Source organism: Dietzia timorensis, from assembly GCF_001659785.1.
GTDB lineage: Bacteria > Actinomycetota > Actinomycetes > Mycobacteriales > Mycobacteriaceae > Dietzia > Dietzia timorensis.
Window position 1 is genome coordinate 465,663 of the sequence record NZ_CP015961.1, and the last position, 13,343, is coordinate 479,005.

11 protein-coding genes and 1 tRNA gene are annotated in these 13,343 nt (G+C 60.4%); 9 read left to right on the forward strand and 3 right to left on the reverse strand.

Going from position 1 to position 13,343, the window contains the following annotated elements:
- Positions 1-19 precede the first annotated feature (19 nt).
- The 9 genes from BJL86_RS02175 (at position 20) to BJL86_RS16705 (ending at position 11,117) form a co-directional block, all read left to right on the forward strand.
- Entirely contained in the window at positions 20-244 is a 225-nt protein-coding gene (locus BJL86_RS02175) for a helix-turn-helix domain-containing protein (protein WP_067478342.1), read from the forward strand.
- Positions 241-1,038 (forward strand): hypothetical protein, encoded by a 798-nt coding sequence (locus BJL86_RS02180; RefSeq protein ID WP_067478339.1) that lies wholly within the window; start codon positions 241-243, stop codon positions 1,036-1,038. The genes BJL86_RS02175 and BJL86_RS02180 overlap by 4 nt, the downstream gene beginning before the upstream one ends.
- On the forward strand, positions 1,035-1,613 hold the full coding sequence (locus BJL86_RS02185; protein WP_075844779.1) for a hypothetical protein: 579 nt from the start codon (positions 1,035-1,037) through the stop codon (positions 1,611-1,613). The genes BJL86_RS02180 and BJL86_RS02185 overlap by 4 nt, the downstream gene beginning before the upstream one ends.
- The gene (locus BJL86_RS02190; protein ID WP_156515468.1) at positions 1,610-2,773 is read left to right on the forward strand and encodes a DUF3631 domain-containing protein; all 1,164 of its coding nucleotides are present in this window, start codon (positions 1,610-1,612) and stop codon (positions 2,771-2,773) included. Before BJL86_RS02185 ends, BJL86_RS02190 begins: the two co-directional genes overlap by 4 nt.
- Positions 2,774-3,100: 327 nt before the next feature.
- Positions 3,101-3,556 (forward strand): hypothetical protein, encoded by a 456-nt coding sequence (locus BJL86_RS16970; RefSeq protein WP_067478330.1) that lies wholly within the window; start codon positions 3,101-3,103, stop codon positions 3,554-3,556.
- Positions 3,557-3,875: 319 nt separating this feature from the next.
- Positions 3,876-5,990, forward strand: a complete 2,115-nt coding sequence (locus BJL86_RS02205) for a site-specific DNA-methyltransferase (RefSeq protein WP_067478327.1) — start codon at positions 3,876-3,878, stop codon at positions 5,988-5,990.
- Positions 5,990-8,545: a DEAD/DEAH box helicase gene (locus BJL86_RS02210; protein WP_067478325.1), complete on the forward strand. Its 2,556-nt coding sequence runs from the start codon at positions 5,990-5,992 to the stop codon at positions 8,543-8,545. Before BJL86_RS02205 ends, BJL86_RS02210 begins: the two co-directional genes overlap by 1 nt.
- Before the next feature lie 664 nt (positions 8,546-9,209).
- Positions 9,210-9,282, forward strand: a tRNA-Arg gene (locus BJL86_RS02215).
- 653 nt (positions 9,283-9,935) lie between these two features.
- Positions 9,936-11,117, forward strand: a complete 1,182-nt coding sequence (locus BJL86_RS16705; protein WP_067478322.1) for a pentapeptide repeat-containing protein — start codon at positions 9,936-9,938, stop codon at positions 11,115-11,117.
- Between the two features lie 871 nt (positions 11,118-11,988).
- Here BJL86_RS16705 and BJL86_RS17810 read toward each other — a convergent pair.
- From BJL86_RS17810 to BJL86_RS02230, 3 genes are all read right to left on the reverse strand, one after another.
- Positions 11,989-12,258 (reverse strand): WhiB family transcriptional regulator, encoded by a 270-nt coding sequence (locus BJL86_RS17810; RefSeq protein WP_075844783.1) that lies wholly within the window; start codon positions 12,256-12,258, stop codon positions 11,989-11,991.
- Positions 12,248-12,493 carry a hypothetical protein gene (locus BJL86_RS16975; protein WP_067478319.1) on the reverse strand — a complete coding sequence of 82 codons (246 nt, stop codon included), beginning with the start codon at positions 12,491-12,493 and terminating at the stop codon, positions 12,248-12,250. The genes BJL86_RS17810 and BJL86_RS16975 overlap by 11 nt, the downstream gene beginning before the upstream one ends.
- A 145-nt stretch (positions 12,494-12,638) precedes the next feature.
- Positions 12,639-13,256, reverse strand: coding sequence for a hypothetical protein (locus BJL86_RS02230; protein WP_067478316.1), 618 nt, complete (start codon positions 13,254-13,256; stop codon positions 12,639-12,641).
- Positions 13,257-13,343: the final 87 nt, after the last annotated feature.

Genomic DNA, 13,343 nt, shown 5'->3' on the forward strand with positions numbered 1-13,343 from the left:
CTGAAGGGGTTTCCTAAGCATGTCCAGTAGACGAATCGCAGCCGACGTGAGGGCGCGCTGGTTCACCGTGTCCCAGGCCGCCGAGTACAGCGGCACCTCTCCCATCACCGTCCGCCGTCTCATTGAGCGCGGCGAATTGGAAGCAACTAAGTTCACGCCCCGCGCATTGCGCGTTTCAAGGGCATCGCTCGACGCGCTGGCTGAGCGCAACTCGACCGCTACCCACCGGGGCGGTGCCCGATGACTTTCTCCGAATACCTGAAGGCCGAGCGGGAGGGTTTCAGCGTAGCAGCCGACCTTGACCCGGTTGGGGACGAACCCGGCACGTTTTATCTGCGCACCCCGTACGGCCCGTTCCGCGTGAATGGTGACGAGCGCGATGCGCAGCGTCTCGCCGTCTCAACGTGGAAGCGCGCCCACCGCTCCAAGGCCGAACTGGCCGAGCTGGGCAGGGATGCCAACACGTCGAACGAGGGCCGCGCCCGTCTTCGCGAATGCCTGGAGAACGAGGCTGCCGCTCTCCGCAAACGCATCGGCAACAACGGTTTCGAGATCACGGTTGCGGACGGCAGCCTGTGGCTGGGCAACTGCCGTATGACCGCCCCGGCGATCGAAGCGGAAGCCGAGCAGGTGGTGCAGGTTCGCGAGAAAGAGGCGCTGAAGCGGGCAGCATTCGACCAGGCCGCCGAGACGGCAGGCTACATCGTTCGTCTTGCGACGGACGACGATCTTGGGCGGGAGAACCGTCACCTCGATTGGGAATCGAAGTACGTCGATGTCATCGTGCCGCTTGCCCATCCACAGATACCGACGACCGGGCGCGCCGAAATCGTGGACGGTAAGCACCTTCTGGAAACCGATACCCGCCTCGCCCTCGCCCAGCGGTGGGGCTTCGTATGGCCCGAAGCACCGAACGAGCGCGTGGCCCGAAGGGAAGCACTGGACGCGGCGCAGCGGCGCGCGCAGCACCGGGCCGACCAGTTGGATACTGAAGCGCGGGAAGCTGCCCACGCGGCGAATGGGGACGTGTCTGCATGAGCGAACAAAAAATGACCCCCGGCGCGAGCGACGCCGAAGGCCAGGAAACCACCGGTAAGAGCCTCCCCAGTATAGACTCCGGTTCGGACGTTTCGCGCGCCTCGCAACTCCCACCGGCAGGGCCGCGACCCTCGACCGCTGAACTGTTCGTGTCTGGGCTGTTATGGGCCAGTCCCGAGCAGGCGCTCGCCGCTTGCCGCACGATTGACAAGGAGGCGTTCACAGAACTTCTCCGCCCGATAGTGGCCGCGTGTTTCGCGTTGGCCGCTGAAGGGTATTCCGGGCCAGAACTTGTGCTCGACTACATGAGGAGGGAGGGTACCTTCTCTGACGCGGTGCGCCGCCACCTGGACGCGCTCGTCGTTGCGGGCGGAACCGGGCACGCCCTCCCGCAGCTCGCCGCCGCCGTCCTCGCTGACACATTCCGTGAACGGGCGGAAGCCTACGGGAGGGCGATCGCCGAGGCCGCCGAGACCGAGGCCGAGGGCGACCTGTGGGGCACGATCACCACGGGCGGGGCGCGGCTCCGCAAGACCTGGGAAAGCTTGCAAACGGCACGGAGGTGGGCCGCGTGATTGCCGAATCAACTCGCCCGTCAACGGGGACGCCTACCATCACGGGTGCCGAAATTCTGGACGACATCGCCGCATGGTTCAACCACTACCTCGCCCTACCAAACGACCACGCCGCGCCGACCGTGGCGCTCTGGGCGGCGCACACATGGCGGGTCACAGACTTCTACGTCTCCCCGCGCCTAATCCTCTCTAGCGCCGAACCGGGAAGCGGTAAGACCCGCGTCCTCGAACTGCTCAACCTCGTTTGCCACTTCCCGCGCCTGACGATCTCCGCGACCGCCCCAGCCCTGTATCGCCGTATCGCCGCCTCAGACGACGCGGGGAAGCTCCCGCCCACGATCTTGTTCGACGAGGTGGACGCGATCTTTTCCAAGGGAGGTAGCCCGAACCATGAGGACCTGCGCGCCTTGCTCAACTCGGGATACAAGCGAGGGTCCACGGTCGATCGCTGCAAGGGTGACGCCAAGGAAATGGCCGTCGTCGAGTTCCCCGTATACGCGCCCGTCGCGCTGGCCGGTCTGGCCGGGAACATGCCCGCCACGATCACCACACGCGCCGTCACGATCGAAATGAGACGCCGAGGTCTTGGCGAGAAAGTAGCCCCTTTCCGGGAACGGGACGCCGAAGCCGAAGCCGCGCCCCTCCGCGATGATCTCGCCGCGTGGATGGGCACTATCGACGGACTCGACACGGCCCGACCGGCAATGCCTAAGGGAGTGGAGGACCGGCCCGCCGAGGTGTGGGAGGCCCTTCTCGCGATCGCTGACGCGGCAGGTGGACATTGGCCCGACACCGCCCGCGCCGCGTGCCAGCATTTCGTTCTCGACACTGCCGACCCCCGCGACACCTCACTAGGGATACGGCTACTCGCGGATATTCACGACATCCTCGACGGACGCGATCGCATTGCCACGGATGTTCTGTTAAACGCCCTCCGAAACCTTGACGAAGCCCCCTGGGGCGATCTCTACGGCAAGCCGCTAACGCCTCGCCGCCTCGCCTCAGAACTCAAACGGTATGGCGTCAGGTCGGGTTCGGTTCGGCTCCCGGACGGCACTAACCGGAAGGGCTACACACTCGACCCGACTGCCGAATCCGTGGGGCTTCAAGACGCTTTCAACCGCTTCCTGACGGGGGTAATTCCACATGACCCCAAGTAAACCCGCTCGGAAGCGACACAGCCGTCACAGCCGTCACATGGCTGGTAGAGCTGTTTTGCTTCAAAATCGTGTGACGTTTTATCCGTCACAAGAAATCAATCCGAAACGCTTTGACCTGCAGCGTAACGCTTGTGACGCTTGTGACGCATATAAGAGGGTTACCGGAAGGAGCGAGGGTAGATGAAGGCGCTAGCACCCGCCTCGTTGCCCTCGACGACCCCATCACCGCCACCAAGTTGGCCTACTTCAGCGCCATCCAGGAGCACCGCCGAGAGGACACGCTCAACGGGGGCGTCCATGAACACATGACCATGAACGGAGACCACTGTGAAACGAACATTTGAGACTGCCGAGACCGCTCGGAAGGCGCTAGAGCTACGCCGTGCGGGCACCTCGTACCGCGACATCGCCCACCAACTCGACATCAGCCTGGGCCATGCTCACGACCTTGTGCGCCGAGAGCTGGCAGAAGTACCAGTTGCCGACCGGATAGCGCTCCGCAACCTGGAGGCCGAACGCCTCGACATGTTGCAAGCGATTGTGTGGCCGCAGGCGCGGACGGGCGATCTCGCCGCGATCAAAGAGATCCGAGCGATCTCGGAGTCGCGCCGCAAGCTGTTCGGACTGGACGCCCCGCAGCAGGTGGAGATGCACGACGTCGCACCCGTGGACATCTTGGGGACGGCGCGGAACATTCTCGCGCTGATACAGGGCGACGAATCAGGGCCGATTATCGACGGGGAGAACTTTGACGAGATGGGCGAGCTCGACGATGGACCTTAACGAGCAGAATCCAAGATAACTCGAGGTGAAACAGTTCGCCGCTGTCCGGCTTGTGACAACCTCGTATGCGCTCCGAATTGTGACCGGGGGACGGCGTACCCAAGAGGGCTAAACAGAACATGACTCGATCGAGTACCAGACCAACATGATCGAAACGATCCCCATGCGACGAAAACGTTCGTGACCTGCCACATGGATTGGCTTCTGGGCGACGTCGTTTCATTCAATCAGTCGTCCGTCTCTAAGATCGACTAGTGGGAGTTCAGCACACGCCTGTGTGCGGACACAGACCCGAAGTGCTTTGACCGTGAGGATGTAAATGTCGAGGTTAACGGATCTTCTGCGCACCGCTAAGCAGCTTGACCCACAGCTCGGTGAGGACTTGGAGGCCGAGGTTCGCCCCTTGCAGGAGCGCCTTCCGTTCGGGCTCAACTTCGAGCGGCATGCGCCGGAGGCAGTGGAGCTGGCCGGCCACAAGATCCGCAAGGGCAGTAAGGTGCGAGTCCTACCTCCAAGAGGGTCTACGGAACGGGGCGACCAGCGCATCTGGGTGGTTAAGTCAATCCGCGGCGATTCCGCAGAGATTGTGGTCCCGAACGGTGAAGCGGTCGAGACTGCCTCCGCTCAGATTGACGATCTCATCCTGGTGGCAGAGTTTAGAGATCGCATTTACCCAGGGCTGCGTCCAGATGGCTCAGTTGAGCGCGGCGACGACAAACCCTTCCATACCGTTATTAACGGTGAGAACTTTCATGCTTTGGAGCAACTGACGTTCACGCACGAGCAGTCAGTGGATGCAATTTACATCGATCCTCCCTACAACTCGGGGGCGCGAGACTGGAAGTACAACAATGACTACGTCGAGGGCGACGACCTTTATCGCCACTCAAAGTGGCTGGCATTTATGGAGCGGCGACTGAAGCTGGCTAAGCGCCTTCTGAAGCCCGACAATTCGGTTTTGGTTGTAACAATCGATGAAAAGGAACACTTGCGCCTCGGGCTCCTGCTGGAGCAGACCTTTCCTGAAGCCTCTATTCAGATGGTCAGTTCACAAATCAACCCGGCAGCCGTTGCCCGAAGCGGGCAGTTCGGACGTAGCGACGAGTACCTTTTCTTTGTGATGATTGGCGAAGCTGGTCCGCAGCGGTTGCCGCTTGGAGGCGATTGGGTCACGACGAAGGGGCGCACGCATAAGGGAGCTATTCGCTGGGACCTGCTCCGGCGTTCGGCGGAGAACGCGGCTCGTACAGATCGGCCCGGCATGTTCTACCCCATTTACATTGAGCGAGGAACTACGCGAATTGCAAATATCGGGGACCCTATCCCTCTCAACGCTGACCGGACTGCGGTGGCGACTCCTGAACATCAAGAAGCTATCTGGCCCATACGCAAAGATGGGAGCGAAGGACGGTGGCGTCTTGGACCTTCCGCAGCGCGAGAAGCATGGAATGCAGGGTACCTTCGAGTTGGCTCCAATAAAGGAGAAAATAGTCCTGTTTACTACCTCGCTCGTGGTGAGCAGAAGAAAATCAATGACGGCATCTACGAAGTAGTCGGTCATGCAGACGACGGGTCAGTTGTCACCTCAACGCTAGACGCATCAGAACGTAATGTTGTTCCAGCTACGCAGTGGCGGATTTCAAGTCACGACTCCACCCAATACGGCTCTAGGCTTATCGCGTTGTTGCTACCGGGGCGGAAGTTCCCGTTTCCCAAGTCACTGTATGCCGTCGAAGATACCCTGCGTTTCTTCGTTGCTGACAAGCCAGAAGCCGTCGTATTAGATTTCTTCGCTGGTTCGGGAACCACAGCACACGCTGTCATGCGTCTGAATCACCAGGACGGTGGACGCCGACAGTGCATCTCTGTGACAAATAACGAAGTCTCTGCGGAGGAGCAAGTGAAGCTTCGTAAGGACGGATTGCGGCCCGGAGACTCGAACTGGGAGAGCCTAGGCATTTGTAATTACGTGACGAAGCCTCGTCTTCGAGCTGCGATTACTGGCGACACCCCGGACGGCGAACCGATTAAGGGTGACTATAAATCCATTGACGAGTTCCCAATGTCAGAAGGTTTCGAGGAGAACGCGGCGTTCTTCACGCTGACCTACGAGTCGCCGTGGAGGGTGGGTACAGACCGGGCTTTTGCTGCCATCGCCCCGATGCTTTGGCTCAGAGCTGGAGCAGTTGGGCGTCGCATCGACGCGATCTCCAACGGGTGGGAAGTTGCTGACAGCTACGGCATCATCAATGACCTTGACCAGTCCTCTGAGTTCATCGCGGCTCTTCAAGCAGCAGAAAATGTTCGGATCGCCTACATCGTGACCGACGATGAGGGCCGCTACCAACAGTTGGCGAACGAGCTCCCGGGTGTTGAGACGGTGCGCCTTTACGAGGACTACCTCCGCAATTGCGAAATTACTGGTGATTTCTGATGCGCTTTACTCTTAAGGACTACCAGGCTGATGCGGTCGGAGACATTCTTCGGGAGCTCGCTTCGGCACGGGACTTTTATCGAAGCGCGAGTCGACGAGTGAGTTCGGTTGCTCTTGCCTCGACGACCGGCTCAGGCAAGACAATCATGGCTGCGGCAGTGATCGAGGCGCTGTTCTGGGGCAGCGACGACTTCGATGTCCCGTCAGATCCTAACTCTGTGGTGATGTGGTTCAGCGATGATCCGTCTCTGAACCAACAGACTCGCCATCGTCTCCAGCAGGCGTCGGATCGGCTGCGCAGTCGTCTGATTACCGTGGAACATCCGTTTCGCCATGCGAAGCTTCAGCCGGGCAACGTGTACTTCATCAACACGTCCAAGCTTTCCCGTAACAGTTTGCTCGTGCGCGGATACGAGAGCGCGGAGACGCTTCCAGGCATGGCCCCGCATCCGGATACGGTCCCATTCACGTTCTGGGACACGCTACGCAACACGATTGAGGACCCGAACCTCACGCTGTACATGGTCCTCGACGAGGCGCACCGAGGAATGGGTCGACGGTCAACGTCCGACACCCCGACCATCGTCAAGCGACTGATCAACGGCCACAATGGGGTGCCACCGATTCCGATCGTATGGGGCATCTCGGCGACCGTGCAGCGATTCGAGGAATCGATGGACGAGGCGCAGGTGCAAGACAGTCGTGTCCATCTTCGAACGGTCGCTGTGGACCCGGTACGCATTCAGGAATCTGGGCTCCTCAAGGACGACATCGTTCTGGACTTCCCGGCCGAGACCGGTGATTTCAATACCGTGTTGCTTCGCCGAGGTGTCCGCAAGGTCAAGTCGATGTCGGCCGCTTGGAGCGAATATGCGGCTGCGCAGAGTGAGGAGGAGTCGGTAAAGCCATTGCTTGTCCTTCAGGTACCCAACAAGCCCTCAACAACGGAGCTGGCCGCTGCGATCGACTCGATCTACGACGAGTGGCCCGATCTCGGATACGACGCAATCGCTCACGTGTTCGGTGAACATAAGACACAGTCATTCGGGCCATTCAGCGTTCCGTACATTTCTCCGGAGAGGGTGCAGGATGCAACCTACATCCGCATACTGCTGGCCAAGGATGCCATCAGCACAGGGTGGGACTGTCCTCGAGCAGAGGTCATGGTGTCATTCCGCCCAGCGAAGGACGAAACCCACATCACGCAGCTCCTAGGTCGGATGATTCGCACGCCATTGGCTCGCCGCGTGGAAGGTGATGACCTTCTGAATAGCGTCGAGTGCATCCTACCGAAATTCAACCGCAAGGCAGCCAACCTAGTGTTGGAAAAGATCATGGGTACAGAAGTTCTCGACGACGACTTCGAGATTGGCAGGCGGGTTTTAATCGATCCGCTCCTGATGACACCGAACCCTGAGGTCCCCGACGAAGTGTGGGAACTGTTCTCCGAACTACCCACCGAGACGCTTCCGAGGAAGCACGCAAACCCCATCAAGCGTTTGACGTCTCTGGCTCATGCGCTGGCGGCCGACGGCTTGGAGCCGGGCGCGGGAGCCCTCGCCCACGAGCGGCTACACGGGGTTTTAAATGGCTTGGCGGCGGAGTATTCGAAAGACCTCGCCAAGGCGCAGGAGGACGTGCTCACGGTGACTGGAGGAACTGTGCGTAGCCATCGCGGACTGCGCACCGATAGCGTGTGGGCCGAGGAAGCAGACGACCGGGCGATTCAGGACGCTTATCGTCATGGCGCCCGGACAATCACACCCGACGTTGCGCGAACGTACATTGATCATGTCGTCGAAGACAATGATGACGAGGACGTATTGCGCGAAGCCCATGTTCGTGTGGCTGCGCTGGCGATGCTCCCACAGACACGGCCCAAGTTGGATGAAGCAGCCGATGCACTTGCAGCCAAGTGGTTGGGCGAGCACCGCGTCACCATCAAGGCATTACCGGAGTCGCGTCAAAGTCTCTTCGCTGAGATCACCGCAATGAGTACCGATCCGCAACTGGTCTCGATGGCGTTACCGAAGAATCGGCAGGAAGAAACCAAGCGATTCGTGGGCGAATCGGCCCAACTCCTTGATCGCCGTCCATTGCACCTGCTCGCGGACGAAGAGGGGATGTTCCCCGTGGGAAAGCTAAACCCCGACGAGATTGAAGTACTCGACACCGAGGCGGCCCGCGGAAATCTGCTCGCCTGGTACCGCAACCCGGCCGGCGGGCGCGACTCCATGAGCGTCGCCTACCAGGATCGCCACGGCGATTGGCGCACTCTCAGACCCGACTTCCTGTTCTTCATTGACAACAGCAAGGGCGTGCAGGCTAACATCGTCGATCCTCACGGTGCGTGGCTACCCGATGCTCTGGCGAAGATGAGGGGCATGGCACGTTTCGCCGAAATTCATGGTGAAGACTTCCATCGGATCGAATCGATATCAAGGATCGACGGCAAGCTGCGCGTCTTGGATTTGAAGCTTGCAGATGTCAGGGCAGCTGTACTGGACGCGCGAGACGCAGATGATGCATACCGCACGTCGTCGGTGGAGTACTGATGGAAACGGAAGCAGCAGACGACGTCTTACGTCGATGAATGCCTAAGTACTGCGTGCCCACGTCTGGCGGTGAGTTTGCTTAACTACGTATTCATTGACTGGAGTCCGAAACACAGTCGAGGGTGCTGCCCTCTTCGTAAACCCACCGTTCAGTTTGGGAGGCGTGCGCGAACATCCTCGTCGATGGCTCCAACGATATCGTCTGTATGGTCGCGGTTTCGCTCGATAGGTGGGCGGCGATCGAATTGGTCCCCTCGCCGTGCTGCACGAGGTGTGTGCCGGAGGCACACTGTTGTGGTTCCTCTAGATGGGCCAGCGCGCGGCAGCTGTTGACAGCCACCCGTACGGGTGGTGAATCGTGTTGCCGACCTGGGGTCAAGTTCTCGGAAAACGGTCTCAGAATCGCCTGAAACGGCGCGGAAACGGAGGCCATTCCGGCCCAATTGTGGCAAAGATGTGGCACACGGGGGAAGCGAAGCATTGTTTTATCGCCTTGAACTGGGGGCAAAAGAGAATTGGATGTAATCCTCTCGCCTCCGCAGCGGGAGAAGGCGGGGCAGGCGATCGATCGCCTGCCCCGCCTTCCTCGTCTCCGCTCGCTCGTTTTGCGGTACGAGCTGGTGGCCGTGTATCGTCTTACGGTGTTGCCGCGAGGCAATGGAAAGCGCCCGTAGCTCAACGGATAGAGCATCTGACTACGGATCAGAAGGTTAGGGGTTCGAATCCCTTCGGGCGCACAATAGGTTTGACCAGGCGGTTTAGGTTTCGTTCGGGTCCATTGCGACCCGTTAACGACCACCTTTGCGTCCTGGATCCGTCGACGGTGGCAGCGAGGACGCCCGGCCGCCGTCGATCGAGGACCACGAGAGCAGGCCAACCGGCGACTGCCTCACAAAAGCCTTGAGCGGGTGCCCGCGCCACCCCGGCGAGCACGCTCCACGGGCGCTGTGCAGACCGGCCACTGCCGACCGGGAGCACCACTGAGGGCTGCGATCGCGCGTACCCGCCCACTGGCTCGCGCGACGTCAATCCACCACGAGCGCTACGCGACACACGCCGAGAACTGAGAACAGCGCAGAGAGCTAAATACGTGAGTGGGATGCAAAATCATGTCATACATGTCATGCATGACATATCGCCTGGTAGAGCGATGACATGCCAGATTGTCCATGACATGTCAGGTCGTCATGGACGAGGGCCGCGCAGACCGGCGACCGTCTCACTGGTTGTCGCTTTGCGCCCCACTGAATGCCGAGACCGACTGCCCAATCGTCAACGAGGCAGTTCGACTCGTGTGTATCTGGACAAGATCTAGCGGTTGCAAGTTATACAAGACCTTCTCGCGCAGCAGCCCCTGGTTTCGAAACCTGCCCCCGGTAATGTTGTACTCGTGAATGAAGGCAGCGAAGAAACGAGCTCGTTCGCTTGGAAGCCGCTCTTTTGGGCAAGTTGTGTTGTCGCGATCGTCGTAATCGCGCTGGTTTCGGCGAGCTGGATAATTCAGGGGTTCTCGTTGACCGTAAGAACGCTTAGCGCTCCACTTCTGGCAGGTGTCGGGGTACTCGCTTCGGCGAGTTTGGTGTTCTTCCGCGGCGAGCGCGATCACAAACAACGAGAAAATTTAGAGAGCGCGCGGCGCGAAGCGGACTCGCTCCGTGAATACAATCGGCTAAGAGAAGAGTCGAAGCGCGAGGTCGACCGACTCGAGGCCGAGTCCACGCGGATGCGTGTTCAAGAGCGCGGCAAACGACGAGAAGGTCTGGGCACTCGACTCGCGACTGCGATTGATCACATATCTCATGGTGAAGTGACTACCGTGTGCGCGGGGCTGGTCGAGCTTGCCGGTCTCGTTGATGACTGGTGGGGATTAGGTCAGGAACAGCTCGATGACGCACAGAATATTGATGGACCAGATCTAGTTACAGCCGAGGTGCGCCGTCGTCGCCAGGAACTAATCGATATCATCTTCAAGCAGGACCTTTCTCCCACCGGCGAAGGCGCGGAAAAGGTAGGCGAGACTAGAAGCCGAATTCTCGGCGCCCATCTTGATACCTCAGCTATTGCTACGAAGCGAACCTCCCATTCGTTCGCAGAGGAATCATGGTCACGCCTCGACTTATCCGACGCGAATTTGTCTGAAGCGAGCCTGATGAGAGTGGACTTGTCTGGAGCCGCTTTGACAAGCGCGGACCTGTCTGGCGCGAACCTGATTGGCGCGAACCTGTCTGGCGCGAACCTGATTGGCGCGGACCTGTCAGGAGCGAATCTGTTGAATGCGGACTTGTCCGGCGCACGCCTGTTGATCGCGGACTTGTCCGGCGCACGCCTGATGAGCGCGGACTTATCCGGCGCACGCCTAAAGCGCGCGGACCTGGTTGGCGCTCGCCTAGTGCGCGCAAACCTGATTGGCGCGGACCTGTCCGACGCCCGCCTAAAGCGCGCGGACCTGTCCGGTGCTCGCTTGAGCGATGCAGGCTCGTTTGTAGCAGAACTCACTTCTGCTCAATATGACGAGAATACCAAGTTCCCGGACGGCTTTGACCCCGACAATGCAGGAATGATCACGCGTTGATCCAGAAGAGAAGAGAAGTCGCAACGTCGGCTCTTGAGAAGAATTAAGAGGCCATCACCCGGGCGAGAAACAATGGAATATGCCTCCACTGCACGAATCGAACGCGGGCAGTTCGTATAGTACGCCGCCGAAAAAGGGACACGGCGAGCGCCTGGCGAAGTCCACGAGCGGAGCGCAGACCGGGCACCGGCGGCGAGCGGGCGCGAGCGCCGGACCCCGCCGACGCCTCACCGACGCCCGCGCCGCCCGGTCTCCGACGCGCACGCACCCCGACCCTGTTTGAATCCATGAAAGCGGAAGAACCCGCGCACGCTTGAACATCACCCACCCAACGCGCTAAGCTCCAAAAACAAGGCCCCCGCAGGGGGCCGCACTTGGTGTGCCCAGATAAAAACAAAAGATAAGCGGCACGAATCGAACTCGATCTTTCGAGCCTGAATTTCTCGCAATCCTTCCAATTTTGCGCAAATCCTTGCAGAGTTTTGCAGGTCAAAACCTCGTCATTTCCGGCGTACCTACCCCCTATTTATGCAGGCCAATCGAAAAAATGGACGGCGCGGCGCGGGACAGCCAGGGGGTCGATTTCTCAAAAATAGGTGTAAGAATTTGCAATGAAACGCAATGAGTTACGACTCTCGCAATAACAGCGCTCGCGCGCCCGCAGTGCCCGACTTGCGCCGAACCTGCACAGCCCGCACGCGCCGCCGCACACCACGGGCGCAACGCCGCCGCCGTAACCTCACGGACACCACGCGCCCCGCTGGACACGAGCAAAGCGGCGACGGCGCGCGCGTGTGTGCTGGTGCCGCCAAACGCAAAGCGCCGCGCCCGACTCGTGAAGAGTCAAACGCGGCGCGCGGTAGGTCCGTGGTCAGCTATTCGCGATTGAAGCGAGCGCGCGGCGTGCGCCGGGCGCTTGCCTACGGCCTCGCGTGCCGAGATAGACCCCGGCGCGGACCACGCTTATATCCCCACGCTCTAGCGCGTCGGCGGCGCACTCTCGGACCACGGGGCAGCCTCGGCAATACTCGGCGGCGTACGCGGCCACCTTGGAATGGTGGCACGACGGCGGGCACGGGTCGGCGCGATGCTTTGCGCACGCGGCGCGGTCGATCCACTCGTTCGAACGGTTAAGCATCATCGGCCCCCGGTATTCTGCCTTTGGGCATTTCCGATTCAAACCACCTGAGCGAGAGAGCGGCGGCAACAAGGTGAAGCGCTATCTCTCGTTCGCCGGGGTCCATGTACTCGGGTGCAATATCGGGAATGCTTACCGTTTGGTAGTGACTGCGAAGCGGCGGCGGGACGAAGTAGATCGAATTCTCGTCGCCAGCTTGGGCCGGTAGTTCTCGGCGGGCCGCTTGATCTGTGTTCATGGTTCATCCTTGCGTCGTTGACGTGCGCACCCCGCACGGCGTGACGCGGTGCTATCGTCGTTCTTGCATGTTTTGTTCCTCGGGGCGGGAAGAGTGATCTTCCCGCCCCTCGGCATATCTGCCGTCGAATCTGTGCCCGGCTCAGCTAGGCGCGGTCGATGATCTCTCGCGCCCGTTCGCCTCGCGTACCACCTAGCCCGGTATCGTGCGCCGCCAGCTTGGAAAGGTACTCGTCGCGAATCACCGCAGCGCAACGCGCGCACACGTTCTCGCGCGTGATCTCGACTACCGCAGACAGTGGGCCGGGGCGAAGGTCAATCGAGTACGGCGCAGTAGTCACGTCCAGAGCGCCGCAGCACACGCACTTGTTCGCCTGTCGCTGCCGTTCGCGCTCGGCGGCGCGGGCGCGAGCCTTGGCCTCTTTCCGCGCGTGATCGAGCCGCGCTCGGTGCTCGGCAATCTCGGCATCGCCCTCCTGCTCTCCCGCGTCGAGCACCGAACGGCGTACAGACTCGATGTCCGGCCCAACATACGAGTTACCGGAAGGGCTGTTACGCATGTGCTCCGACTGGTAATCGTTCACAGCGGCGGACGCGCGATCGCTGATCAAGTCTCGAACCTGGCGCTTGAGTTCTTTGAAACTCGGCGTGTGCGCGGCGTAGTCGTCGCGCAGCTCGGCGGGCACGTGCCACGGCGAACTTTCGTCCTTGTATCCATCGGGGAAGCTCTGCGAGCTGTTCTTACGGTTGCCAAACAATGGCATGATCTGATCCTTTCAGTAAGTGTGTGAGCGGCGCGGTTCGCCGTCACCTAAGGGGAGATTCCCCACGGGCGCGGGAACGCGAGTCGC

Coding starts and splice junctions, on each gene's coding strand:
- BJL86_RS02205 (WP_067478327.1), top strand. CDS start 3,876: ATGTCGAGGTTAACGGATCTTCTGCGCACCGCTAAGCAGCTTGACCCA.
- BJL86_RS16975 (WP_067478319.1), bottom strand. CDS start 12,493: ATGAACACAGATCAAGCGGCCCGCCGAGAACTACCGGCCCAAGCTGGC.
- BJL86_RS02180 (WP_067478339.1), top strand. CDS start 241: ATGACTTTCTCCGAATACCTGAAGGCCGAGCGGGAGGGTTTCAGCGTA.
- BJL86_RS02175 (WP_067478342.1), top strand. CDS start 20: ATGTCCAGTAGACGAATCGCAGCCGACGTGAGGGCGCGCTGGTTCACC.
- BJL86_RS02210 (WP_067478325.1), top strand. CDS start 5,990: ATGCGCTTTACTCTTAAGGACTACCAGGCTGATGCGGTCGGAGACATT.
- BJL86_RS17810 (WP_075844783.1), bottom strand. CDS start 12,258: ATGATGCTTAACCGTTCGAACGAGTGGATCGACCGCGCCGCGTGCGCA.
- BJL86_RS02230 (WP_067478316.1), bottom strand. CDS start 13,256: ATGCCATTGTTTGGCAACCGTAAGAACAGCTCGCAGAGCTTCCCCGAT.
- BJL86_RS02185 (WP_075844779.1), top strand. CDS start 1,035: ATGAGCGAACAAAAAATGACCCCCGGCGCGAGCGACGCCGAAGGCCAG.